Source organism: Corallococcus sp. AB038B (genome assembly GCF_003668955.1).
In the GTDB taxonomy this organism is placed as follows: Bacteria; Myxococcota; Myxococcia; order Myxococcales; family Myxococcaceae; genus Corallococcus; species Corallococcus exiguus.
Map to the genome: position 1 here is coordinate 334,072 of NZ_RAWO01000009.1, position 24,362 is coordinate 358,433.

At 71.1% G+C, this 24,362-nt stretch carries 15 protein-coding genes; 3 read left to right on the forward strand and 12 right to left on the reverse strand.

The window, feature by feature from the left end; translation table 11 throughout:
• Positions 1–20 precede the first annotated feature (20 nt).
• Positions 21–827, forward strand: a complete 807-nt coding sequence (locus D7Y04_RS30080; protein WP_120596764.1) for an MBL fold metallo-hydrolase — start codon at positions 21–23, stop codon at positions 825–827.
• 6 nt (positions 828–833) lie between these two features.
• On the opposite strand, the gene lipB is transcribed toward D7Y04_RS30080, so the two are convergent.
• The 11 genes from lipB to D7Y04_RS30130 form a co-directional block, all read right to left on the reverse strand.
• Entirely contained in the window at positions 834–1,919 is a 1,086-nt protein-coding gene (lipB, locus tag D7Y04_RS30085; protein ID WP_121761501.1) for a lipoyl(octanoyl) transferase LipB, read from the reverse strand.
• The gene (locus D7Y04_RS30090) at positions 1,916–3,676 is read right to left on the reverse strand and encodes a ClpX C4-type zinc finger protein (protein WP_121761502.1); all 1,761 of its coding nucleotides are present in this window, start codon (positions 3,674–3,676) and stop codon (positions 1,916–1,918) included. Before D7Y04_RS30090 ends, lipB begins: the two co-directional genes overlap by 4 nt.
• 99 nt (positions 3,677–3,775) lie before the next feature.
• Positions 3,776–5,038: a dihydrolipoamide acetyltransferase family protein gene (locus D7Y04_RS30095; protein ID WP_120596762.1), complete on the reverse strand. Its 1,263-nt coding sequence runs from the start codon at positions 5,036–5,038 to the stop codon at positions 3,776–3,778.
• A 43-nt stretch (positions 5,039–5,081) separates the two neighbouring features.
• A complete protein-coding gene (lipA, locus tag D7Y04_RS30100) occupies positions 5,082–6,011 on the reverse strand; it encodes a lipoyl synthase (protein WP_121761503.1) in 930 nt (309 codons plus the stop codon).
• Positions 6,012–6,300: 289 nt separating this feature from the next.
• Positions 6,301–7,749, reverse strand: coding sequence for an OmpA family protein (locus tag D7Y04_RS30105; protein ID WP_158627609.1), 1,449 nt, complete (start codon positions 7,747–7,749; stop codon positions 6,301–6,303).
• A 209-nt stretch (positions 7,750–7,958) separates the two neighbouring features.
• On the reverse strand, positions 7,959–9,113 hold the full coding sequence (locus D7Y04_RS30110) for a SpoIID/LytB domain-containing protein (RefSeq protein WP_158627610.1): 1,155 nt from the start codon (positions 9,111–9,113) through the stop codon (positions 7,959–7,961).
• A gap of 284 nt (positions 9,114–9,397) precedes the next feature.
• Positions 9,398–11,701, reverse strand: coding sequence for a penicillin-binding protein 1C (gene pbpC, locus D7Y04_RS30115; protein WP_121761506.1), 2,304 nt, complete (start codon positions 11,699–11,701; stop codon positions 9,398–9,400).
• On the reverse strand, positions 11,701–17,598 hold the full coding sequence (locus D7Y04_RS30120; RefSeq protein ID WP_147477220.1) for an Ig-like domain-containing alpha-2-macroglobulin family protein: 5,898 nt from the start codon (positions 17,596–17,598) through the stop codon (positions 11,701–11,703). The genes pbpC and D7Y04_RS30120 overlap by 1 nt, the downstream gene beginning before the upstream one ends.
• A gap of 104 nt (positions 17,599–17,702) precedes the next feature.
• Complete coding sequence (locus tag D7Y04_RS44145; protein ID WP_147454806.1) at positions 17,703–17,915, reverse strand: hypothetical protein; 213 nt, start codon at positions 17,913–17,915, stop codon at positions 17,703–17,705.
• A 106-nt stretch (positions 17,916–18,021) separates the two neighbouring features.
• Positions 18,022–19,614 (reverse strand): hypothetical protein, encoded by a 1,593-nt coding sequence (locus D7Y04_RS30125; protein ID WP_121761508.1) that lies wholly within the window; start codon positions 19,612–19,614, stop codon positions 18,022–18,024.
• A gap of 64 nt (positions 19,615–19,678) precedes the next feature.
• Positions 19,679–20,635, reverse strand: a complete 957-nt coding sequence (locus D7Y04_RS30130) for an SDR family oxidoreductase (protein ID WP_121761509.1) — start codon at positions 20,633–20,635, stop codon at positions 19,679–19,681.
• A gap of 102 nt (positions 20,636–20,737) precedes the next feature.
• Here D7Y04_RS30130 and D7Y04_RS30135 point away from each other — a divergent pair, with 102 nt between their 5' ends.
• Positions 20,738–21,736 (forward strand): YafY family protein, encoded by a 999-nt coding sequence (locus D7Y04_RS30135; RefSeq protein WP_121761510.1) that lies wholly within the window; start codon positions 20,738–20,740, stop codon positions 21,734–21,736.
• Here the strand turns inward: D7Y04_RS30135 and lpdA are convergent.
• The gene (gene lpdA, locus D7Y04_RS30140; RefSeq protein ID WP_120581104.1) at positions 21,733–23,130 is read right to left on the reverse strand and encodes a dihydrolipoyl dehydrogenase; all 1,398 of its coding nucleotides are present in this window, start codon (positions 23,128–23,130) and stop codon (positions 21,733–21,735) included. The genes D7Y04_RS30135 and lpdA overlap by 4 nt on opposite strands.
• A gap of 81 nt (positions 23,131–23,211) precedes the next feature.
• On the opposite strand from lpdA, the gene D7Y04_RS30145 reads away from it, so the two are divergent.
• Positions 23,212–24,348 carry a hypothetical protein gene (locus D7Y04_RS30145; protein ID WP_233601637.1) on the forward strand — a complete coding sequence of 379 codons (1,137 nt, stop codon included), beginning with the start codon at positions 23,212–23,214 and terminating at the stop codon, positions 24,346–24,348.
• Positions 24,349–24,362: the final 14 nt, after the last annotated feature.

Genomic DNA, 24,362 nt, shown 5'->3' on the forward strand with positions numbered 1-24,362 from the left:
GGAGCACCACGCGCTTCGAGGTGCGCTTCTGGGGGGTGCGCGGTTCCATCCCCTCGCCAGGTCCGGCGACGAAGCGCTACGGCGGCAACACGCCGTGCGTGGAGGTCCGCTGTGGAGATGAGCTGCTCATCTTCGACCTGGGCTCTGGAGCGCGCGGGCTGGGAGATGCGCTGGTGGCGACGCGAAAGCCCATCAAGGCGTCCATCTTCATCTCGCACTACCACTACGACCACCTGCAGGGCCTGCCGTTCTTCTCGCCGATGTTCTCTCCGGCGAACGACGTGACGCTGTACGGGTCACCTCGGGACGGCAAGTCGCTCAAGCAGATCCTGGCCGGGCAGATGGTGCACCCCTACTTCCCGGTGACGGCGGAGGAGGTGTTCCGCACGCGTCTGGCGTACCGGGACGTGGTGGTGGGCGAGGACATCCCGGTGGGCAAGGCGACGGTTCGCACGCTGGAGCTGAACCACCCCGGCGGCAACGTGGGCTACCGGGTGGACTTCGGCGGGCGCTCACTGGTGTACGCGACGGACGTGGAACACGGCACCGCGCTGGACGCGAAGCTGTTCGACTTCGCGCGGGGCGCGGACGCGCTCATCTACGATTCCATGTACACGGAGGACGAGTACCGCGGCCGCACGGGCTGGGGCCACTCCACCTGGGAGGCGGCGGTGCGCGCGGCGGACGCCAGCGATGTGAAGCAGCTGGTGCTCTTCCACCACGACCCGGGCCGCGACGACGCGGCCATGGACAAGCTGCTGCGCGAGGTGCGCAAGCACCGCAAGGACGCCATCGCCGCCAAGGAAGCGATGGTCATCCAGCTGTAACGGGCGTCACGGCCTGGGCGCGCTGAGCGCCCGGGTCACCGTCTCGCGCAGGCCCCGGAAGGGCAGCCGCGCGAGCGCCGTGGGCACGTCCACCCACTCGAAGGCGTCGTGCTCCGGGCCCAGGCGCACCTGGGTGTCCGGCGCGGCGTGCACCGCGAAGCCGTGCTCCTCCACCAGCTTCGGCGGAAGTGCTTCCCCCAGCGCGAACGCGTGGCGGTAGGCCAGGTCCACCACGGGGAGCTGAAGGCCCGTCTCCTCCGCCACCTCGCGGCGGGCGGCCTCCACGGGGGACTCGCCCGGCTCCAGGCGCCCCGTCACCGTCTGCCAGAAGCCTCCGCGCTCCGGCGTCCGGCGCAACAGCAGCACGCGCGCCTCAGGCCCCCGGCCGTGCATCACGGCGACGCTCACCGTGCGCAGATCCACCGTGCCGTCCACGCGTTGGGCATCGAAGACCTGGGTGAACTCGCGCGCGAGCACCTCCTCCACGTCCGGGACGGACACGGGGTGGCCCAGCTCGCGCTGCATGGACGTGACGCCCGCTTCGCGGATGCCGCACGGGACGATGAGCTGGAAGTGCTCCAGGTTCGTGTTCACGTTGAGCGCGAAGCCGTGCGTGGTGAGCCAGCGCGACAGGTGCACGCCAATGGCGCCAATCTTCCGCGCGTCCGGCGAGCCCTCCTGGCCCAGCCACACGCCCGGCCACTTGGGGATGGCGCCGGCGGTGAGACCGAAGGTCGCGAGCGTCTGGATGAGGCCGCGCTCCACGTCGCGCACATAGCGGCGCACGTCGCGGCGCTCCGGTGGCAACAGGAGGAGGGGGTAGCCCACCACCTGTCCGGGGCCGTGGTAGGTGACGTCGCCGCCGCGGTTGGTGTCGAACACCTCCACGCCCTCTTCCGAGAGGCGCGCGTCCGTGGCGGTGATGTTCTCGCGCTTCGCGGCGCGGCCCAGCGTGAGGACGGGCGGGTGCTCCAGCAGCAGCAGCGCGTCCCCGATGCGCTCCTGAAGGCGGGCCTCGCCGAACAGGTGCATCAGCTTCAGTCCGTCCTCGTACTCCACCCGGCCCAGGCGGAAGACGGTGAGCGTGTTCATGGTGATCCCTTTCGCCCCCCTCGTGGGTTGTGGGATGGCGCGGCGGGTGTCTGGGCCGCTTCCAGGCTCCAGCTGCCCGCGTAGACGCGCGACAGGAGCGCCTGGAGCTCATGCCCCGCGCGTGGGGAGCGGACCGCTTCGGCGGCGAACGCTCCCAGGACTTCTTCAGACAACGTCACTGCCGGCTGGCGCAAGGCCAGGGTGCGGCGGGCCACTTCGACCAGCTCCGGCACTGTCGGGCGGCGCACCGGGAGCAGCACCTGCACGCGCTCCAGGAGCGACACCGGCACGGTGCCCTGCACGGCTTCAATCATACCCGCGGTGGTGGGGACAGGCAGGCTGCCACCCTCCCCTCGCACCCACAGGCCCAGCGATGACACAGCGCCGCGAGCACTCATCACCACCGCGCACGCCGGGCGGTTCGCGAGGAACGCCGACAACGCGGCCTGGGCCCGGGGCTCCAGGCGGTCCACGTCCTCCACGAGGAGCGGCTCCGTGCCAGGGATGGACTCCAGGGCGTCCACGGACGCGAGCACGCCCTGGCCGCGCCGCTGGAGCGTCTGGAAGAAGAGACTCTTGCCGCAGCCCTCTGGGCCCACGAGCAGCAGGCAGCGCGCGCCCGCCTGGACCGTGCGCTCCAGCAGGGTCTTCACCTCGTCGTGGCCCACCATCTCCACGGCCCCGGCGCGCGGCTCCTCCACCACCGGCTTGCGCACGGGAGACGGAGCGACGACGTCGCCCAGCAGGCCCTGGGATTCGCCCAGGCAGCCCTTGCAGATGAACGCGCCCGCCGGGCCCGCCACCAGGTCGCCGACCTCACCCCGGGGCCGGCAGCAGAACGAGCACCATGCGTCCAGGGCCGGGTCCGCGCGGGTCGGGCCCCGCTCGATGATTCGCTTCTCGCGCCGGCGGCCCCGCGGGGGTTCGGCGTGCACGGGCGAGGTGTCCTCGTCCGGCGACCGCAGGAGTCCTCCGGGAACGACAGGGTCCTCGGCGCCCGAGGCGCGCAGCAGGCCCATCGCGGGGTCGAGCTCGTCCTCTTCCGGAGGCAGGAGCATTCCACCCGGGACGACGACGTCGTCGTCAGGGGCATTGCGCTGGCCGCCCGGACCGACGGCCTGCGTCCGCCCGGACAGCGGCCGCGACTCAGCCAAGGCGACACCCTCCGCTGACGGCGGCGAAGCATCGCGATTCGCAATCGAACGCGGCTCCCCGCCAGAAGCGGTGGCTTCCACGTCTTCGAGCGAAGCTCGCGGGCCACCGGCATCGATACCGGCGGAGCCCTCGGGGACGGAGGCCGTGCTCGTGGCTCGGGCGGCGGCGGCGGTCCCCTCATGCGGGGTGACGGCCTCGGCCGGGGACGGCGCACCGATGGCGGCGATCCTTCCGGCGAGCCTGGGCAGGCCGGGCTCGGTGGGTGGCTCCGAGCCGCTGTCCACGGTGGAGTCGTCCAGCGTGTGCGCCACGGCATCCGCCTTGTCGTTGAACGCGTCGGAGACGGCGTCGCCCCAGCTCACCGCGCGGAAGGCCACGGCGTCCTTGTTGCCAGTCATCGCCGCGGTGAAGGCCGGGCTGACGTCCGGGTCGCGGGCCTTCATCTGGCGCGCCTGCCGCAACAGCTGCGAGGCGCGCGAGGTGTGCCCGGACTTCTGGTACAGCGCGGCGGCCTGCTCCAGGCACTCCGCCGCTCGCGCGCGGTCCCCCTGGAGCTCGGCGGTCTGCGCGGCGCGGATCAACTCACGGGGATTGTCGGCCATCGCGGCTGCCCGCCTTCAACGTTGCTGTTCCGGAGGTCCCCCGCTTCCCGGCCGCCCCCCGGAGCAGGAGCGGTCGGGAGTGCCCCACGACGCGTGTCCTCACGCCATCGCGAGGAACAGCAGGTCCGGCGCTTCCAGGTACTTGATGATCTCGTACACGAAGCTGGCCGCGACATCGCCGTCGATGACGCGGTGGTCGCAGGACAGCGACAGGTTCATCATGTCCCGGACCACGACCTGGTCGTTCTTCACCGCCGGGCGCTTCTTCAGCTTGTGAACGCCCAGGATGCCCACCTCCGGGTGGTTCAGGATGGGCGTGGCGAACAGGCCGCCGCTCTGCCCCAGCGACGTAATCGTGAAGGTGCCGCCCGTCAGCTCCTCCATCTTCAGCTTGCGGTCGCGCGCCGCGACGCTCAGGCGGGTGATCTCCTTCGCCAACTCGCCCAGCGTGAGCTGGTCCGCGTTGCGCACCACCGCCACCGTGAGGCCGTCCGGCGTGGCCACCGCGATGCCGATGTTGTACTCGCCGCGCACCACCAGCTCCTGCGTCGCCTCGTCGAAGTTCGCGTTGAGGTGTGGGAACTTCTTCATCGCGGCGATGGTCGCCTTCACGATGAACGGCAGGTAGGTCAGCTTCGTGCCGTCACCGGCCGCCGCCAGCTGGCTGTTGAGCCGCGTGCGCAGCGCGACCAGGTCCGTGGCGTCCACCTCCTCCACGAACGCGAAGTGCGGCATCGTGAACTTCGAGCGCACCATCTTCTCGGCGATCTTCTTGCGCAGGCCGCGCAGCGCGATGCGCTCGTCGCCCTTGCCCGCGGACAGCGGCGCCGCCGGACGCGCGGCCTGGGGCGCGGGAGCCGCGACCTCGTTCTTCTTCGGCGCGCCGGTGCCACCCTCCAGCGCCGCCACCACGTCCGCCTTCGTCACGCGGCCCTGAGGGCCAGAGCCGGAGATCTCCGCCAGGTCCAGGCCGTGCTCACGCGCCATGCGGCGCGTGACGGGCGTGGCCAGCACCTTCGTGGCGGAAGCCGGGGCCGCGGGCGCCGCCGCCTGAGCGGGGCTCGAAGCCGGAGCCGCGGGAGCGCCATGGGCCGCCGGAGCCTGCGCCGCGGGAGCGCCGCCCTCCATCTCCAGCGTCACCAGCAACTGGTGCACCTTCGCCATGTCGCCCTCACGGCCGTGCGTCTTCACGACGCGGCCGGCGTGGGGGGTGGGCACGGTGACGGTGGCCTTGTCCGTCATCACCTCGCAGAGCACCTGGTCTTCCTTCACCAGGTCGCCCTCCTTGACGTGCCACTTCACGAGCTCGCCCTCCGCCACGCCTTCGCCGAGATCCGGGAGCTTGAATTCGAAAGTCGCCATGAGGGGGAGTGTCTCTCTGGGGTTGGGGAAGGGGTGCGTCCGGTCAGCCGAGTCGCTCGACGCGCTCGCGCTCCATCAGGCCCTTCATGAAGAATTCGGCGGCGCGGTAGCTGGAGCGAACCAGCGGCCCGGACGCCACGTAGAGGAATCCGAAGGACTCCGCCAGCGCCTTGTAGGTTTCGAACTGCGCGGGCGTCACGAAGCGCTCCACGCGCAGGTGGTACTGCGACGGCTGCAGGTACTGGCCCAGCGTGAGCACGTCCACGCCCACATCGCGCAGGTCCTTGAACGTGCGCTCCAGTTCCTCATCCGTCTCGCCCAGGCCCACCATCACGGACGTCTTGGTGTAGACCTTCTCCGGGCGGTTCTTGAGGTACTCCAGCACACGCAGGGACTGGCGGTACGTCGCGCGGCGGTCGCGCACCGTGGGCGTCAACCGCTCCACCGTCTCCACGTTGTGCGCCACCACGTGCGGCTTCGCCTGCGCCACCGTGGCCAGGTCCTCTTCCTTCCCCTTGAAGTCGGGGATGAGGACCTCCACGAGCGTGCGCGGGCTCTCCTTGCGCAGCTCCCGGATGGCGGACGCGAAGTGGCCGGCGCCTCCGTCCGGACGGTCGTCGCGGTTCACCGACGTGACGACGATGTACTCCAGGTTCATCTCCCGCACCGCCTGCGCCAGATGGATGGGCTCCATCGGGTCCAGCGGCGGGGGGGCCCCCACCTTCACGTGGCAGAAGCGGCAGGCACGCGTGCACACCTCGCCCATCAGCATCACCGTGGCGGTGCCACCGCCCCAGCACTCGGCGATGTTCGGGCAGCGGGCTTCCTCGCACACCGTGGAAAGCCCTACGCGCTTCACGATGGCCTTCACCCGCTCATAGCCCTCGCCATGCGGCAGGCGCACCTTCAACCACTCGGGTTTACGGGTGCTTTCAGAGACCTGTGGGAGGGGAAACCTGTCGGGAGTCGCCATGGGTCGCGGGCCTTCTAGAGGGTGGGTGAAAGCAGGGTCAAGCGTGAAGCCCTAACGCCTCGCGTTAGCGCGGGCCAACCCCGAGGACAACTTCCGGGAGGTGTAACGCGGTGGACAGGGCGCGGCCATGCGGGGCGGGCAGCCCCACCTCCAGCGGGACCCGAGCGGCGGGAACGCCTCCTCGGCCGCCTGCCGGGCGGGGTGTGAGCACGACCTTGGGACTCAAGACAGCGGCGCCCGGCCCTCGAAGTGAGGACCGGACGCCGCCGGGGCCACATGGCCTGGGGGACTACTGACCGAGCACCTGCACCTCGATGCGGCGGTTCTGCACGCGGCCCGCGGGGGTGTCGTTGGGGGCGATGGGATTCGCGTCACCCTCGCCGCTGACCTCGATGCGGTCCTGCGGGATGCCTCGGCGCACGAGCGCCCGGCTCACGCTCTCCGCGCGGCTCTGCGACAGCTGACGGTTGGCGTCCGCGTCGCCGGTGGAGTCCGTGAAGCCATTGATGCGCACGCGCGTGTCGGACTTCTCCTGCATCACGTCACCCAGCTCGCCCACCATCTTCTGGCTCTTGGCGGTGAGCTGCGACGAGCCCGTCTTGAACTCCACGCCCTCCAGCACGAAGCCCTGCTCCGCGCTGGGGCCGTTGAAGGCCTCACGCAGGCTGTTGGGGTCGCTCGCGCGCATCTTCTCCTGGCCCGAACCGCCGGTGCCCGCTTCCTCCGGCTTCTGGGTGTCCGCCGCGCCCGCGGTCTGCTTCTCCACGTCGCCGGAGCCGCCCGTGCCCTCATCGGTCTGCGTGCCGGCACCACCCGTGGCGGGCGGGGTCGGCTGCGCGGTCTGCGGCGGCTCCGCGGGAGGCGTCGCGGGCTGCTGCGGCTGCGTGGGCCGCACGGGCTCGGGGGCCTGCGCGACACGCTCCTGCGCGGGAGGCGGTGTGGTGCGGCTCACCTGCGGGGCCCGGGCGGACTCGTGCCTGCGTCCACGCAGGGCGCCCCACGCGAGCGCGACCAGGGCGAGCAGGGCCAACGGTACCGCCCAGCCGGCGATGCTCTTCTTGCGCTCCGGCGGACGGTTGTAGGTCGTCCGCGGCGTCGCCTCACGCACGGTGTGGGCCTCGCGCACGGGCGCCGTCTCACGGACCTGCGTCACCGTCTCGCGGTGGGGTTCGATGACCTCCGCAACCGCGTGGCGCGCACCGCCGAAGCCCAGGATGCCGCCCAGGCCCGCGGGCAGCGCGGCGGCGATGTTGTTGCGCTGGCCATTGAGCAGTTGCATCAGCCCGGACGAGCCCATGCGCTGATCACGCACCTGTTTGCCCAGGACGCCCATCAGCATGGGTGCGGCCAGGGACAACAGCCGCGTCGCCGAGCCGGCGTTGCGCATCCCGCCGAAGCGGGTGAGCCCGTCGGTGATGCCGCCCAGCTTGTTGCCGAAGATGCCGCTCAGCATCCCCTTCCCGCTCTCCTCCTCGTCGAGGAGCCCCTCGCCAACGCCGCCGGCACGTGGGGAGGCGTCCGGTCCGGTGTAGCCGCCCTCGTTGAGCTTCGTCAGCAGGCGGTGGGCACCGGCCTCGTTTCCGCCCTGGTCCGCGACGCCCGCGGCCACGGCGGCGATGGCGCCCGGCAGCGCCTTGGTGGTGGCCTGGGGATCCTCGCCCAGCGAACCGCTGATCTTCTGGAGCAATCCCTTCTGCATGAACTGTGAGCCGACTGCTTCGATCAGATTGAACGCCATGTGATGCCTCCCGGTTGGGTTCCGCACCGGGATGGCCGGTGCGCGAAGCCACCTCCCCACCGGACCGCGCGGGGCTGAGGGCTCTGGTGCAATCGATACGGAGCACGACGGCTGCTGGTAAGCCCTCCCGGAGAGGCCAGGGGAGAGCCCCCGGAGGGCCGTCACCTTCGCGGACGACTGCGAACAGGAGGCCATTCCGGCCCTCGCGTTCACTTGTCCCGCGGCGTCTCCAGTAGGGCGCGCGGGAAGTAGTGCGCGAGCAACTGCTCCGCGGTCCAGCCCTGCCGTGCGAGCAGGGCCGCGCCGGCCTGACAGAGGCCGACTCCGTGGCCGTGACCCTGTCCTTCGAGGAGTGCCTGGTCACCGCCAAGCGTCATCGAGAACCGCGCGCTGCGGATCCGATCCCAACCGGCACGTGCTCCGAGCGCGCGGAAGAACGCATCACCGCGGCCCTCTCGTCCCGAAGCGCGGTCCACGATGCGCACCACCGCGCCACTGGAGTCCCGGTCCAGCATCAGATCCTCCGCCTGCGCGGGGCCACCAACCGCGACCGAAGCAGCAGCCGTCACCAGCGCGCGAGGCACGACAGCGCGCCACGGAGACGCGGGACAGCGGTCGGGCACGGCGGCGGCGCCGGTGAGGTCGGGGGCACCGAACACGGCCACGGGCTCGGCAGTATGACCGCCACAGCTTGCGTGGAATGGAGCGAGGGCCACGGCGCCACCGGGCAGCCGCAGCACGACGCCTTCCGTGGAGCGGGCGGCATCGCGTGCGCGGCGCAGGTGGCGGGCAAAGCCCTCACCGCGAAGGACCTGGCAGTGGGTGAGATCGCAGGCTCGGGCCTCATCGTGCCGCTTGCCGGAAGCGAGCACGTAGCTGCGCGCGGTGATGGCCTGGGCACGGAGCGCCTCGAAGGGGGTGTCGACCTCGGTCTCGCTCGCGGTGACAGCGGCGACGTAGGCCTCCAGCGCGAAGGTGGCGACGACGATCAGCTCACCGTCCCTGGCCTCCAGCGAAAGCGCGGCCTCATAGCGCCGGTCCAAGCCACGGCCCCGCACATGCCAGCGGCCAGCGTCGAGTCGCAGAGCATGAGGCTGGGGGCGGCCGTCCACGACGAGCGTGTCTCCAGAGGCAACGGCCTCCAGCGAGCGCGGCCCGTCCAGCCGCAGCCGCGCGGGCCTGTGCTTGGAGAGGATGCGGACGTCGACCTGTGTATCGGTCGCGGGCTTGCGCTCGCGGGCGGCAGGTGCGGAGGACGCGCTCGCATCGACCGGTGAGCTGACGACGGGCGACGACCGCGCGGGCCGTGAAGAGGGGCGGACTTGCGTATCGCCTGCGGGCTTGCGCGCACGAGCGGCAGGCACGGAGAACGCGATCGCATTGGTCGATGAACTGGACGCTGGCGACAAGCGCGTGGGCCGTGAAGCGGGGCGGACTTGCGTATCGCCTGCGGGCTTGCGCGCACGGGCAGAAGGCGCAGTGGTCGCGCTCGCATCGGCCTGCGAGCTGGCAGCTGGCGACGACCGCGCGGACCGTGAAGTGGAGCGGACATGCGCATCAGCCGCCAACAACAGCGAGCCCGTACTCTCGACGCCAGGCGCAGTGCCCGCCACCAGCGCGGCGATGAGCACGGCCACGCCCGCTGCGTTCATCGGACCCGGAACCGCGTCACCGCCAGCGGCTCGGAGCCACCGGGCGCCCAGAGTTCCAACCGGCGCTCGCCCGACACCGCTGGCAGCCGCGTCACGAAGGGCGGGCGCAGCTCGATGCGGCGGCCATCGTCCGTTCGCAGCTCCAGCAGCTTCGCTCCCTGCGGCGCCATCACCCGCACGGGCACAGCCTGCGCGCTTTCGGGCAGCTCGGGCTCCACCAGGAACTCATCCCCGTTCGCCGGCAGGATGAAGCCGGGCTGCGCTCCCGGTCCTCCCTCGGCGCTCACCGACGTGGAGGCCAGTCCTTCCGCCTGTGCCCACGCGAGATACGCCGGGCCCACGTCCAGCGAGCCGTCGCCACGATGCATGGTGCACGTGTGGCGCGGCGCCGTGCCCGGCAGGTAGACCTCCTTCATCGCACCGGGACAGTTCGGGCCCGCGCGCTCGCCGGACAACGGGCAGATCTCCGCTGCCTCGAAGTGACTCCGGTCCACCAGCGGCGCGGCGCGCAGGCCCCTCATCGCCAGCGCCATCACCCGCGCGAACACCGGGCCCGCGCCCGTGATGCCAGACACACCGCGCATCGGCGTGCCGTCGAAGTTGCCCACCCAGACCGCCACCGTGCGCTCGCGCGTGAAGCCCGCCGCCCAGTTGTCCACGTGCGCTCGGCTCGTCCCCGTCTTCGCCGCCACGCGGAACGGCAGCCGCAACGCATTGTCCAGACCGAAGGCCGGTGCCCGCGCGGCCTCGTCCGCCAGCACGTCCGTGAGCAGCTCCACCGGCCGCGCAGCCAGGAAGCGGTGCTCCTCCAACTCCTGCGGAATCCTCAGCGACTTGCCATCCGGCCCGAACGCGACGCGCACCTCCCTCAACGGCCCCACCACCCCACCCCGCGCCAGCCCCCGGTACGCCCGCGCCAGCTCGCGCAGCGTCACGTCCCCGTTGCCCAGCACGATGCCCACGCCGTAGTGCGACGCGCTCTCCTTGAGACTCTGGAAGCCCGCCTCGCGCAGCACGCGCAGCACCTGCTCCGGCCCCAGCGCGTCCGCCACCCGCACGGCCGGGATGTTGTAGCTGGACGCCAGCGCCGCCCGCAGCCGCACCGGGCCGTGCGCACGCCGGTCGTAGTTCTTCGGCACGTACGCGCCGCCCGGCGTCGCCAGGTGCACCTCCACGTCCGCGAGCACGCTCGACGGCGTGAAGCCCTTGCTCAGCGCCAGCCCATACGCGAACGGCTTGAGCGCCGACCCCGGCTGCCGCAGCGAGCGCACGCCGTCGTTCTGCCCACCCTTCTCCTCGTCCAGGAAGTCCGAGGACCCCACGTACGCGAGCACCTCGCCCGAAGCATTGTCGATGACGATGGCCGCCGCCTCGCCCACGCGCCGGTGCGCCAGGCCCCGCAGCTCCTCCGTGATGGCCTTCTCCACCGCCGCCTGGAGCGCGGGGTCGATGGTCGTCTCGATGCGCGACGCCCGGTCCAGGCCCAGCTCAGGCAGCCGCTGGAGCAGCGCCGTCGTCAGGTGCGGCACCTCGAACACGCGCTCCGGAGGCACCAGATCCAACGGCGTCTCCTCCGCCAGCCGCGCCTCCTCCTTCGTCAGGAAGCCCTCCACCACCATGCGCGACAGCACATCGCGCATCCCGGCCATGGCCATCTCCGGCCGCCGGTACGGATCCCTCCGCGCTGGCGACCGAGCCATCCCCGCGAGCAGCGCCGCCTGCCCCGCCGACAACCGCTCCGCGGGCCGCCCGAAATACCGCCGCGCCGCCGCCTCCACACCGAACGTGGAGTTCCCCAGCGGCACACGGTCCAGGTACTCCAGCAGCACCTGCTCCTTGGACAGGTGCACCGTCAGCCGCAGCGCCCACAGCGCCTCACCGGCCTTGCCCCACCACGAGCGTTCCCGAGGCACCAACCTGCGCGCCAGCTGCTGCGGAATCGTGGACGCTCCGGACACGATGCGCCCGGCGGACACGTTGTCTCGCGCCGCCCGGGCCACCGCCACCACGTCCACGCCCGGATGCCACGTGAAGCGTTGATCCTCCGCGGCGATGAACGCCTGCCGCACCTTCGGAGGAATGCGTCCCTCCGGAAGGCCCACACTGCGTCCGTCCTCGCGGGAGAGCACCTCGCGCAGGGCGTGGCCCGTGCGGTCGGTGAGCACCAGCGAGGACAGCGCCTCGCGAGACAACAACGTCCCCGGCAGGGGCCACGCGATGAAGCCCGCGCAGCCCACCACCAGGAGCGCCGCCAGTACCGCAACGGCGCGCACTGCCCCGCGAAGCGTGAGGCGCTTCATCACTTCGAAGCGACCTCGTCCGGCATCAGCACCGGGAAGCGCCCACCCTCGGAGCGGCCGAACACCTCCGGCGCGTACATCTCCTCCGCGTGCGCGGGCTTGAGCAGGAAGTCACCCGGCGTCGTGGCCCGGGCGACGAAGGTCGCCACATGCACACCCGGAGGCAGCTCGTCCGCGAAGAACACCACGCGGTCATCCCGCATCTCCGTGTGGTTGAACGGCGACCAGAAGCGAGTCGCCCAGACGTTGTTCCCCTCGTCCGTCTCCGACAGGTCCTCCTCGCTCTCGTACTCGTAGCCCTCGCCGGGGCCCTCCTCCTGGCCAGAGCCCGCGGGGCCCGGCAGCCGCGCCGTGCTGGCCAGTGACGTGTCCACCGGCTCCAGGCCCGCGGGCAGCGGCACGTCCACCGCCACGAAGTTGCGCCGCATGGGCGTGGCCACGCGCACTCGCACTCGCACCAGCTCGCCCGCGCGCGCCGCCTTCGCCTGGCCGCCGCCCGTGTACGGCTCGAACCAGCGCTGGACGATGATGCCCCTGTCCATGGGGTCCACCGGCAGCTGCGCCGGTGCGTAGCGCAGCAGCGCCCCGTAGTAGAGGTTGCCCGTGCCGTTCACGCCGAAAGTGAGCGGCTGCGCCTTGTCCGCCGGACCCAGCTTCTCCACCGGCACCTGCACCGTCTTCACGCCCATGTCGCGGCCCTTGAAGTCGGCGGAGGCAATCACCTGGCCGCCCAGCTTCACCACCGCCTCGAAGGACGGGATGGCCGTCTCCTTGCGGCGCACCACCTCCGACAGCGCCATCAGCGTGAAGGCCGCCTCCTGCGTGTTGCGGAAGCGCCCGTCACCCTCGCGAGCGGACGCCAGGTAGCGCCCCATCTTCGACACGTAGGGGTGGTCCGGCTGCACGTCCACCAGCGTCTGGAGCACCAGCGCCGTGGTGCGCGTGTCGGAGGACCAGAGCGGCGCGTACGTCTTCGCGTCCGTCTCCTGGAAGTGCACGCCCGCCGCGGACTCCTGGGCCTTGTTGAGCAGCTCCTGGAGCAGCTTCTGGCCCTGCGCGCGGTTGCCCTTCCCCACGAAGATGGCGTCCGTCAGCATCGCCTGCGCGAAGAGCGGCAGCTTCTGCCGCTGCTCGAACAGCTCGTTGTAGTACGACGGCCGCGGCGCCCCCATGCGAGACAGCGTGTAGAGCGCGAAGACCCGCGTCTCCGGGCCCGGCGCGTCGCAGCCATACGCGCACTGCGTGCACACGCCCGCCGCCACCTTGTCCGCCAGGTACTTCTTCGCCTTGTCGAGGACGGCCGCCTCCACCGGGTAGCCCACCTCCTTCGCGCGCGCCAACGCCAGCGTCGCGTACGCGGACGCATACGGCGACGAGCACTCGCTGGAGGCCCAGAAGCGGAAGCCACCATCGTGGTTCTGGAGCGCCTGGATCTTGCGCACCGTCGCCGTCACCACCGTGTCCGGATCCAACGTGCCCTGCGTCTTCAGCGCGTCCTCGCTGAGGAAGCCGCGCACGAACGCCTGCTTCTGCTCATCCGAGCCACCGGTCCACGCCACGCCGAACTTGCCGGACAGCTCGCGCAGCGCGACGAACGGAACCAGCCGAGACGACATCTGCTCCAGACAGCCGTAGGGGTAGTCCACCAGCTGGTTCATCGACTCGTCGAACCCGCCCATCACCGTGGAGGACATCGTCAGCGAGAGGCCGCCCATGCCCGGACGCACGCCGCCCGGCGGCTTGAGCCCCTCCACGCGCTCGTTGGTCGTGTCGCCGTAGACCGCCACCGCCTCCATGCCCACGGGCAGCTGCACGGGGATCTTCTGCTCCACCGCGTCCGTCTCACCGCCACCGGCGACGGCGAAGCGCAGCACCGCGGTGCCCGGCTGCTCTGCCACGAAGGTGAAGCGCACCTCGCGGGCCTTGCCGTCCAGCTGCACCGTCTTCTCCGCGGGCCCCTCCACGCGCACGCCCGTGAGCTGCGCGGTGACCTTGGCCTCCCTGATGGCCGGGTTGGTGGTGTGGATGACCACGCCCGCCTCCGCCTTGTCGCCCACGCGCACCAACCGGGGCAGCGCCGGCAGCGCCAGCAGCGGCTTGGCCACCTGCACCTTGCTCTCGCCCACGCCGAACCGGTCCGCGTCCGTCACGGCCACCGCCATGATGCGGAAGGTGGTCAGGTTGTCCGGCAGCGTGAACTCCACCTTCGCCATGCCCTGGTCGTCCGTCTCCACCGACTGGAACACCGCCGTCGTCTTGAAGTTGGACCGGATGCCGGAGCCCGTCGTGTCGGAGCCACCAGAGCCGCCCGGCCGCGAGCCCTTCTCGCCGTACAGCTTGCGCAGCACCAGGTGGATGAGCGGCTCGCCGATGCGCACCGACAGGCCACGCTCCTGGAACATCGCATCCAGCGGATCCGGCGCCTTGTAGCCCGTCAGCCGCAGCACGCCTTCGTCCACGGCCCAGAGCGTGACTTCGGACTTCGTGCCCTTGCCCGTCGAGTCCTTCACCGCGACATCCACCGTCACCTTGTCGCGCGGGCGCTTCTCCGGCGCGTCCGGCGTCAGCGCCACCGACAGGCGCTTGGCCTTCTTCTCCACCTTCAGCTGCGTGTAGCCCACGCGAACCGCGGGGCGGCCCGGGTCGTCACCGGACTCGATGCCCTTGGCCGCCTCCACGCGGCCGCGCACCAACACCACGCCCACGAAGACGTTGGGGATGGCGCCTTCACCCAGCGGCACGTCCAGCGCGGTGGCGCTGCCCTTGAGCTTCACGCGGCGCACGCTGAGCACGCCCTCGCGCTCCACCGTGAGGATGGCGTCCGCCTGCGGGTACGGGCTCTTCACGAGAATCTTCGCGGTGTCGCCCACGTCGTATAGCTGCTTGTCCGCCACCAGGTCGATGCGGTCCGTGTCGTTGCGCTGCCAGGACACCCAACCGGAGCCGGTGACGTAGAGCGAGTCGCGCGTCGTCGCCTTGCGGCCCTTCGCGTCCGTGGCCACTGCCTCCATCACGTAGAGGCCGGGCTCGGCCGGAGTGAACTTGCACGGCTGCGGCGTCGCCGCGCTCTTCACCGAGCACTTCGCCGCCTCCGTCTCCACCGGCTCCGTGACGGTGAACCACTGGCCGCCGTCGCCCTTCTTGCGGATGGACTTCCACTCGCGGCGCTTGATGTTCACGTCCACCGCGACGCCGTCCTGGCGCTTGCCCTCGGGCGACACGGCGACCAGTTCCAGCGCCACCTCCTTGCCGGCCTCCGCGAAGCCGGTGGAGAGCGTGCGCAGGCCCGCGTAGACGTCCGCGGGGTGCACGATGATGAGGTTGCGGTTGGCCACGCGCTGGCGGTTGACGTCCTCCACCTCCGCCTCCAGCGTGTACTCCCACGTCTTGCCACCGGGCGCGTCCGCGGAGCCGACCGCCAGCGCGAGCTGGCCCTGCGCGTCCGTGCGGCCGTCACCGGAGCCGAACGATTCGCTGCTGTGCTCCGGCTGGTCGTCGTCCCACCACCAGGTGTTCACCCCGAAGGTGAAGGCTTCATTGCCCGGGGGCGTGAAGAAGGAGCTCACACGCTGCACGCTCCAGCGCACCTGCGCGTCGCCCATGGCGCCGCCGAACAGGTAGCGCGCATCCACGCGGGCGGTGAGCGGCTCACCGGCCGCGACGTCCTTCTTCGGCACCGCCACGTCCACGCGGAACTGCGGCGCGCGGTACTCCTCCACGCGGAAGGTGCCGCCGTAGCTCAGCGTCTCGCCGCCGACCTTCAGCTTCGCGGCCACGTCGTAGTAGCCGAGCGGCATGTCCTTGCCCAGCTTGAGGTCCGCGCGGAAGGTGCCGTACTTCGTGACGGTGGCCTCCGTCTGGAAGACCTTCTCGCCACGCGAGCTGGTCACCGTCACCTGCGCCTTCGCGTTCGCGGGCGGCGACTTGAGCACGCCCAGGCGGCGGTAGCGCGCCACGCCCTTGAGCATCACGTCGTCGCCGGGGCGGTAGATGCCACGGTCGGCGAACACGAAGCCCAGGCTGTCCGGGACGCGGCCTTCCCACGCGCTCTGCAGCGAGAACGCGCCGGGCGACATGCCGCCTTCCCACGTGGACAGCGTCACGCCGATGTCCGTGTCCTTCACCGCGGACACCATGGCCCAGGGCGTGTTCCAGGTGGACTCGTCCTTGGGCTTGAGCAGCTCCGACAAGCCCGGCACCTTCGCCAGGCCGTTGGCGTCCGTCGTCCCCGTCCAGTGCTCCGTGCCCTGCTTGTCCCAGAGCGTGAGCTGCGCGTCCGGCACCGGGGCGCCCGTCGCCAGCGACGTCACCCACACCACGCCAGAGGCAGCGCCCAGCTTCGCGTGCACCGCCAGGTCCGTCACCTGCCCGATGACCCGGCGCGGATACTTCTGCTTGAGCGACGGCGCATCCAGCCGCGCGAGGAACAGGCCCGTCTTCGCCCCGTTGAACGCCGGGCGCAGGTCGAGCGGCGAGGTGCGCTCCAGGTTGCGCGCGGCCTTCGTGTCCACCGTCGTGCGGTAGGGCTCCGAGGACGGCCACTCGTTGGCGTCGATGAACCGCGCGAGCTCGGCGGGGGACAGCGACCACACCTCCGCCAGCACCTCCGGAACGTTGGTCGTCACCAGCGGGATGGAGCCGTCACCCGACGCCTCCACCAGCGCTTCGCGAGAGCCGGAGTCGAAGGACGGCTCCACGTCCGACAGCTTCACCTGGCCCTGGAAGGCCGGGCCCGTCTGGCCGAAGAGGTCCTTGTACCCTTCCGCGACCTTGATCTTGTACGTGGTGCCGGGGCGGTAGCGGCCAGGCAGCGACACGTAGGGGTTCTTCAGCTCCCCGCCCGACCACGGCATCTGCGTCTGCACGCGCTCCCAGTCGATCTCCGCCTTCGGCTCCAGCGTCACCTTGCCCTTGAGCGAGGCCACATCCAGCTCGTTGGACGTGAAGAGGATGAGCGGGCCGTAGGAGCACTGCTCCTCGCCCCAGGAGAACACGCACGCGCCCGCGGACTCCACCTTGAGCGCGCCGTAGGTGGCGTAGGGGTGGCGCACCGCCTCGCCCATGGGCAGCGGGCCATCCGTGCCCGTCAGCTCACCGTCCACCACCAGGGTGAACTGCGTCCCCGAGGGCAGCTTCTGCGCGGGCTTCAGCTCGTACTTCACGCGGCGGTCCTGCGACTTGCGCGCCGGGCCGCTGCCCACCTGCACTTCCTTCACGTCCGCGAGCGGCGTCGTCTTCACCAGCGTGAGCGGCACGGGCGCGCCGGTCGCGGGCTCCAGGCGCGCGTGCTGCGCCAGGTCCTTCACGGCCTGGTTGAAGGTCAGCGTGAAGACCTGCTCCGGCTGCAGCCAGCGGAACTCCGACTCCGGCTGCGCGGTCTGGAGCGAAGGGCGCTGCGTCTCGAACTGGAACGTGTACGGCTGCGCCAGCGCGGTGCCGTCCATGGCCTTGAGACCCGCGGGCACCGTCACCGTGTACTGCGTCCCCATCTTCGCGGGAGCGCTCGGCACGAACTCCACGCTCGCGGAGCCCAGCCAGCGCCACTCACCTTCCAGCGCGGGAGTGATGGTCGCGGGGGCCGCGAGGCCACGCTCCGCGGCGACCGAGCCCAGGGCGATCATCGGCTTGGTGAAGGTGATGGTCGGCCGGGCGCTGCCGTACACTTGGCCCGTCGGCCGCGCGGCCGCGATGGAGAGCGGACCCTGCGACGCGGCGTCCTCGGCGTCGATCTTCAGCGCGGGAGGCTCGGGCAGCGGCTCGACGGCGAGGCCAGGGGACTTCGAGGACGGAGTCGGCGCGGTGCCGGTCTCCGGGGGGCCGCCCTTCGAGTCCTTGTCGCCGCAGGAACACGCGGTGGCGACGACGAGGCAGAGGGCCAGCAGAGAGAGTCTGCGCATGATGGGGCTCACGAAGTTCCAGGGCGGGCACTCGTGGCTGTCCCCCCTGAAAAATGACGCAAGCACCGTACCATGGGGCCCCCCGCCCCGCTGTCACTCCCGCGTCATCCGGTGAGTCGCGGATCCGAGCCTCGGATTCCGAGTGTTTGAGAGTCACGGCCCGGGCCTGGAACGCGTCCGTAACGCGGCCGGACATCCATCACCGGAGGGCCGTCCGCGAGCACGGAGGTGGGGGCGAAGGCCCGGGCGACGGACACGACACAGCCGCCCAGCAGCTTGCGCAGGTGGGACTTCGGACGGCGAGGGGATGACGGCATGGGTGCCTCCGGCCGGATGGGGAGACACCAAGGTGGAAGGGGTGGAGCGGCCGGGCCATCGCACCGGTGCGCAGCGCCCCTTCGTTCACTGGACAGTGGTGGGCCGTCAGCCGCCGTGGAGCAGCGTGGCGCCCGCGCCGAGCCCCAGCAGGAAGGCCACGATGACGAGCAGCATCACCCAGCGCACGGCGACGCCGGTGGCGCGCGGTGCCTGCTGCCCGACGGTGGCGCGCGTGGGCGCGGATTCGTCTGGCACGAGGATGCGGACCTGGATCGCGGCGGTGCGCAGCACTTCGTCCACGTCGGTGAGGAACTTCTCGTATTCCTCCGAGGCCAGCTCCAACGGAGTGCCGTGCTGGAACTCGTAGCGCTTGGCCACGGCCTCGTGGTTGCGCAGCGAGGCCTGTCCCTTGGCCACGTCCACCCAGCCCGCGACGAGCGCGGGGGCGGTCCCCTTGCGGTCCACGAGCGAGATGGCCTGGCGGGCCTGCTTGCCGCCCGCGGTGCTGGGGCCCTCGGGTTCGTCCACGCGGAGGATGCGGTGCGGGGAGCGGCCGTAGATCTTGTGCTGGAGCTCGCCCTTGAGGCGCTCCGCGAGCAGCGCGGAGTGGGTGGCGAACATCGTGCGCAGCTCGGGCGTCGCTTCGGACTGGTTCGCGGCCTGCGCGGAGGGAAGCGGCGCGAAGATCATCGGCTCCGGCCGGCTGGCCTTGCGCGGAGGCGCGGAAGAGCTTCCGTCCAGTTCGGCGCCATGGCCCGCGCGGATGATCTCCGGCAGCTCGAAGCTCTCCTCCTGCTTCGCGCCGTCACGGCCCAGGCGGGCGATTTCTGGTAGGCCCTGGCCTTCTTCGCGAGCACCGCCACGAGCGGCGCCTGCTCCCCGGGGAGGGCGGGCGATCTCCGGGAGGCCCTGGCCCTCTTCGCGAGCGCCACCGCGTGAAGGACGGACGATCTCCGGAAGGCCCTGCCCTTCTTCGCGCGTGCCTGCGCGACCTGAGCGTGCGTTCTCAGGAACGCCCTGGCCTTCATCACGAGCACCACCGCGTGAAGGACGGACGATCTCCGGAAGGTCCTGGCCTTCTTCGCGCGAGCCACCACGGCCCGAACGTGCATTCTCCGGAAGGCTCTGCCCTTCCTCGCGCGCACCACCGCGCGACGGGCGGACAATCTCCGGAAGGTCGTGCCCCTCTTCGCGGGTCACCGCGCGACCGGGGCGCACAACATCTGGAGCGCCCTGCCCGTTCTCGCGTGCACCCCCACGCGGTGGGCGTCCACCCTCTCCGGCGCGCGACGGACGCGCGACGGTCTCCGGAGCGGCAAACGCAGCGGCGTCCTCCTCCCACGCGCCCTGGCCAGAGGGCGGCGGAGGGGGCGTGAACCCATCCACGCGGGTCTCCAGGACCAGGTCATCGTCGGGAACGGGAGGCGGCGTCATCCGCGACTCCAGGCCCGTGGACTCAGGTGTGCGCGGGGGCGCGCCCGAGGGAGGCGCGCTCCGCGACTGATTGCCCCAGGACTTCCGGCCGGGAGTCGCCGCGGAGGAACGGGCTGCCTCCGCGGCGTCGCGCTGTACCGAAGCCGGCACCTGGGTCTGCTCGGTGCGGACCTCGTCCGTCTCGTCCAGGTCGTCGTCCAACGGTGCGACCCGGGTCTCGTCGATCCGATCCGGCTCGTCGTTCCTGCGGTGCCCCTTGGCCATGTGCGCGACCTCTCGCGTCAGACCATAGCGCTTCGCCCGGCCGCCGGGGATGAGCCGTGCACGGTCAGTATTTCGGCCAGTCCGGACACACGATTTCGATGGAGCCGCCAAGCCACGACGCATAGGCCGCCTCATCCGCGACCGTGTACGGCTTCCCATACGTCCGCTCGAAGTACTCCGCCCAGTGCGGCCGCGATCCATCCAGGTCCGTGAAGCCGTACTCGCGCGCCAGCGTCCACGACGCGACCACTCGCCCCGCCCTGCGGTGGACCTCCGGATCCGCCGCCAGCGCCGCCACCCCGCGGCCCACATACGACGGCGTCTCCGACGCGATGAAGTCCGGGACGTTCTTCACCGCGTCGCGCCAGTTCGCCTCCTTCACCCCGAAGCCATCCAGCATCTCCTCCGAGCGCAGGAACCCCGGCGTCACCGCCATCGCCGTGATGTTCGTGCGGCGCAGGTCCCTCGACATCGCGAACGCCAGGCGGATGACCGCCATCTTCGTCACGTCGTACGAGACGCCGCCCCGATAGCCAAACGAGTCCCCATCCGTCACCTCCACGATGAGTCCCCGGTCGCGCTCCAGCATCAGCGGCACCGCGTAGCGGCTGGTGGCGAGGTGCGTGTACACGGCGCGGTCGAACATCAACCGAGCCTTCGCCGGAGACTGCTTCCAGAACGGCAGCCCCAGCTCGTGCAGCGTCTCCCCGCCCCAGATGTCGTTGACCAGCACGTCCAGCTTCCCGGCTTCGGAGCGGATGCGCTGACACAGCGCCTCCACCTCCTCCTCCACGGTGTGGTCCACCCGCACCGCGATGCCCTTCCCGCCCAGCGCCGTCACCTGCTCCGCCGTCTCTTCAATCGTCTCTGGCCGGGACGCCCCGCTCGCCAGGTTCCCCCGCACGCTGCGCCCGGTGCAGTACACCGTGGCCCCCGCCGCCCCCAACATCGTCGCGATTCCCCGGCCCGCGCCCCGCGTCGCTCCAGCGACCAGGGCCACCTGTCCTTCGAGTGGCTTCATGTCAGTGCTCCCCTTTCACGCGCCACCATGCATCCCCAATCCTGACAACCCCTGTCATGATTGCCGGCCCAGACTGCACCTCTCCCGAAACCCAGAGGGCTCATGCGCGCGGATCGCCTCGTCCACCTGTTGATGCGCCTCCAGTCCCGGCCCCGCAGCACCGTGGGCGAGCTGGCGCGCGAGCTCCAGGTCTCCAGCCGCACCGTGCACCGGGACCTGGACGCCCTCTCCACCGCGGGCGTCCCCGTCTACGCCACCCGAGGCGCCACCGGCGGCGTGGCGCTGATGGAGGGCTGGCGCACGCAGCTCACCGGCCTCACCCGCCCGGAGCTCCAAGCCCTGGCCACGGTGGGCGCTCCTGGCGCCCTGGACGACCTGGGCCTGTCCGGGCCGCTGCGCACAGGACTGGTGAAGCTGGCCGCGGCCCTCCCCGCCCTCCAGCAGCCCGCGCTGGAGCACGCGCGCCAGCGGCTCCACGTGGACGCCTCCGGCTGGTTCACCGGCCGCGAGCCCCTGCCGCACCTGGGCAAGCTGCGGGACGCCGCCTGGCAGGACCGCCGCGTGTCGCTGAGCTACCAGGACTTCGACGGCGCCCGCTCCCGCCGGACGGTGGACCCCTACGGGCTCGTGATCAAAGCGGACCGCTGGTACCTCGTCGCGGGGACGGACAAGGGCCCGCGCGTCTTCCGGGGCGGACGCATTGGCGACGTGCGGCTGCGCCCACAGGGCTTCACCCGCCCACAGGGCTTCGACCTGCCTGTGTTCTGGAAGGACTGGTGCGCGAAGTTCGCCACCGAGCGCCCCCGCTACGACGTCACGCTCTCCTGCACGCAGGAGGGGGAAGCAGCGCTGCGGAGGATGCGTCCCCCGGCCGACGGTGAGCGCATCGACAAGGCGCCCGCGGCACGCGGTGGGAAGCGGAAGGTGACGCTGGATTTCGAGCGGGAGTCCATCGCGGTCTCCCAGCTGTGCGAAATCGGGGCGGGCGTGGAGGTGCTCGCCCCGGAACCGCTGCGCCAACGGCTGGCCGCGCTGGCGGCCTCACTGCAGGCGCTCTACGGCGGGCCCGGCCGGAAAGGGCCGGGCCGCCGTACCCGCTAGAAGTGCAGCGGGTGACCCAGCGTGGCCTCGGCGCCCTCGTGCATGATCTCGGAGAGCGTCGGGTGCGCGTGGATGGTGTGGGCCAGCTCCTCGGTGGTGATCTCCAGCTTCATCGCGACGCAGGCCTCGGCGAGCAGCTCCGTGGCGTGCGGCCCGATGATGTGGATGCCCAGCACCTCGTCGTACTTCTTGTCGGAGACGATCTTGATGAGGCCGACCGACTCGTTGGAGATGGCCGACTTGGTCACGGCGGCGAAGGGGGCGTTGCCCACCTTCACGTCGTAGCCGCGCTCCTTGGCCTTCTTCTCCGTGAGGCCCACGGACGCGACCTCCGGGTAGCAGTACGTGGCGGACGGCGTGAGGTCGTAGTTGATGGGCGCGGGGTTCTTCCCGGCGATGTGCTCCACCACCATCACGCACTCGGCGCTGGCCATGTGCGCCAGCATCGGCGTGGGGATGACGTCGCCAATGGCGTAGACGTTGGGCTCGCTGGTGCGGCACAGCGTGTCGACCTTGATGAAGCCGCGGTCCACCTGGACGGCCGTCTTGTTGAGGCCCACGTCCTCCGTGACGGGCGAGCGGCCCACCGCGGACAGGAGGATTTCGGCCTCCAGCGTCTTCGTCTCGCTGCCCACGGACATGGTGACGCGCACGCCGTCGGCGGTGTGCTCCACCTTCTCCACCTTCGCGCCCGTGTGAACGTCGATCTTGCGCTTCTTGAAGACCTTCTCCAGCTCCTTGGAGATGTCCGCGTCCTCGATGGGGAGCAGCGCGGGCATGTACTCCACGATGGCCGTCTGGCTGCCCACGTGGTTGAACACGGAGGCGAACTCGCAGCCCACCGCGCCGGCGCCCAGGACGATGATGCTCTTGGGGATGCGGTCGATGGTCAGGATGGAGTCACTGTTCATCACCCGCTTGTGGTCCACCGCCACGTTGGGCAGGGACTTGGGCACGGAGCCCGTGGCGATGATGATGTTCTTCGTCTCCAGGGTCTGCTTGGAGCCGTCCTCCGCCGTGACCTCCACCTTGCCCTTGCCGGCAATGCGGCCGTGGCCCTTCACCACGGTGATCTTGTTCTTCTTCATCAGGAAGTCGATGCCGTTGGCACCCTTCGTGACGACCTTGTCCTTGTGCTTCTGGGCGTTGGCCCAGTTGACGGTCGGGTTCGCCACATCGATGCCGAAGTCGGACGACTCCTTTATGTGGTGGAAGAGCGACGCCGTCCACAGGAGCGACTTGGTGGGGATGCAGCCGCGGTGCAGACACGTGCCACCCAGGCGCTTGTCCTTTTCGATGATGGCCGTCTTCAGCCCGAGCTGGGCCGCGCGGATGGCGCCCACATAGCCGCCAGGACCCGAGCCGATGATCACCACGTCGAAAGTCTCAGCCACACACGCCTCCGGTCATTTTTGCGGATGGAACTCGCGGGCGCTGATAACCCCCGGTCCCGGTCGGAATCAAGGAGTTTGCTCGTGCGTCGCTTCCCGCTCCACACGCTTCTCTTGATGCTAGTAGCGCTGCTGGCGTTCGCGCGCCTCTATTACGTGTCGCATCAAGCCCCGCCCGCTCCGGCCCCCGGGAAGGCGCCGGGCACGAAGCAGCCGGTGCAGATCACCCCGCCCGACCTGGGCCCCGCCGCGTGCCGGGGCCTGGATGCCGTCCTGGGGGACCTCCTCCAGAGCGACGGGGGCACCGGAGGGGATGCGGGCACGGCCTGGAGTGACGCGCACCGGCAGCTCGGCGACTGCCCCACCCCTCCCGCCGCCGCCTGCGCCCGGGGCCCTGCCCTGGCCTCCCGAGCGCCCCTGACGGCGAAGGCCGGCCTGCCCCGTGAGCTGCTCGCCACCCTGTGCGAGCGATGTGCGCCCGCTGACAATCCCTGCGGCCAGGCGGTGACCCAGGCGTTGCGGGAGGCCGCGCACCGGGGGAACCCGCCCCTCCAGGAAGCAAGCTGGAGCCTGGAGCACGCAGGGCCCGCCCTGGGCACGGCCTGCCAGGAGCTCGCGCGACAGGCCGTGGGCCCCGCGGCCATGACGGGGGCGGAGGTGGAGCCGCAGCTGCTGGCGCTCACGGAGGCGCTGGCGCCCACGTGCGTGAAGACGGAGCAGTTGCCCCCGGCGCTCCTGAACGCGGCGGCGGTGCAGCAGGCCCAGCGGGCGCCCCTGCTGGCGACGCTGAACACGGCGGGCACGGTGGAGACGAAGCCCATCAAGCCGGATCAGCCGACGGGGCCGGGAGATGCGTTCCGCGCGTTCGACCGGGACGAGCTGTCCGGGGTGAAGCTGCCCATGGCGGGCGCGGGCACGGGGACTGACGGCGCGCTGCGGCTGGGGTACGCGCCGTCGCTGAAGTACGTGGCGTCCTTCCAGGTGCGGGCCACGGGGCCGGGCTCCCTGCGGGCACACGTCCGCGCGCCGGACGGCGTGGGGCACGCGGAGCCGGGGGGCAAGGGCTTCTTCGTGGATCCCACCGTCTGCCGCTTCCACGGCACGGGCAGGTGGGAGATCTGCAAGCCCACGGTCCCCCTGCTCGACGTGGACGCGGTGAGCGTCCTTCCGGAGCGGCCGGGGGTGGAGCTGAAGGAGCTGGAAATCATCGGCGCCCGGTAGGCACGGGCGCCATC

Coding starts and splice junctions, on each gene's coding strand:
- lipB (WP_121761501.1), bottom strand. CDS start 1,919: ATGAACACGCTCACCGTCTTCCGCCTGGGCCGGGTGGAGTACGAGGAC.
- D7Y04_RS30090 (WP_121761502.1), bottom strand. CDS start 3,676: ATGGCCGACAATCCCCGTGAGTTGATCCGCGCCGCGCAGACCGCCGAG.
- D7Y04_RS30095 (WP_120596762.1), bottom strand. CDS start 5,038: ATGGCGACTTTCGAATTCAAGCTCCCGGATCTCGGCGAAGGCGTGGCG.
- lipA (WP_121761503.1), bottom strand. CDS start 6,011: ATGGCGACTCCCGACAGGTTTCCCCTCCCACAGGTCTCTGAAAGCACC.
- D7Y04_RS30105 (WP_158627609.1), bottom strand. CDS start 7,749: ATGGCGTTCAATCTGATCGAAGCAGTCGGCTCACAGTTCATGCAGAAG.
- pbpC (WP_121761506.1), bottom strand. CDS start 11,701: ATGAAGCGCCTCACGCTTCGCGGGGCAGTGCGCGCCGTTGCGGTACTG.
- D7Y04_RS30120 (WP_147477220.1), bottom strand. CDS start 17,598: ATGCGCAGACTCTCTCTGCTGGCCCTCTGCCTCGTCGTCGCCACCGCG.
- D7Y04_RS44145 (WP_147454806.1), bottom strand. CDS start 17,915: ATGCCGTCATCCCCTCGCCGTCCGAAGTCCCACCTGCGCAAGCTGCTG.
- D7Y04_RS30125 (WP_121761508.1), bottom strand. CDS start 19,614: ATGGCCAAGGGGCACCGCAGGAACGACGAGCCGGATCGGATCGACGAG.
- D7Y04_RS30130 (WP_121761509.1), bottom strand. CDS start 20,635: ATGAAGCCACTCGAAGGACAGGTGGCCCTGGTCGCTGGAGCGACGCGG.
- D7Y04_RS30135 (WP_121761510.1), top strand. CDS start 20,738: ATGCGCGCGGATCGCCTCGTCCACCTGTTGATGCGCCTCCAGTCCCGG.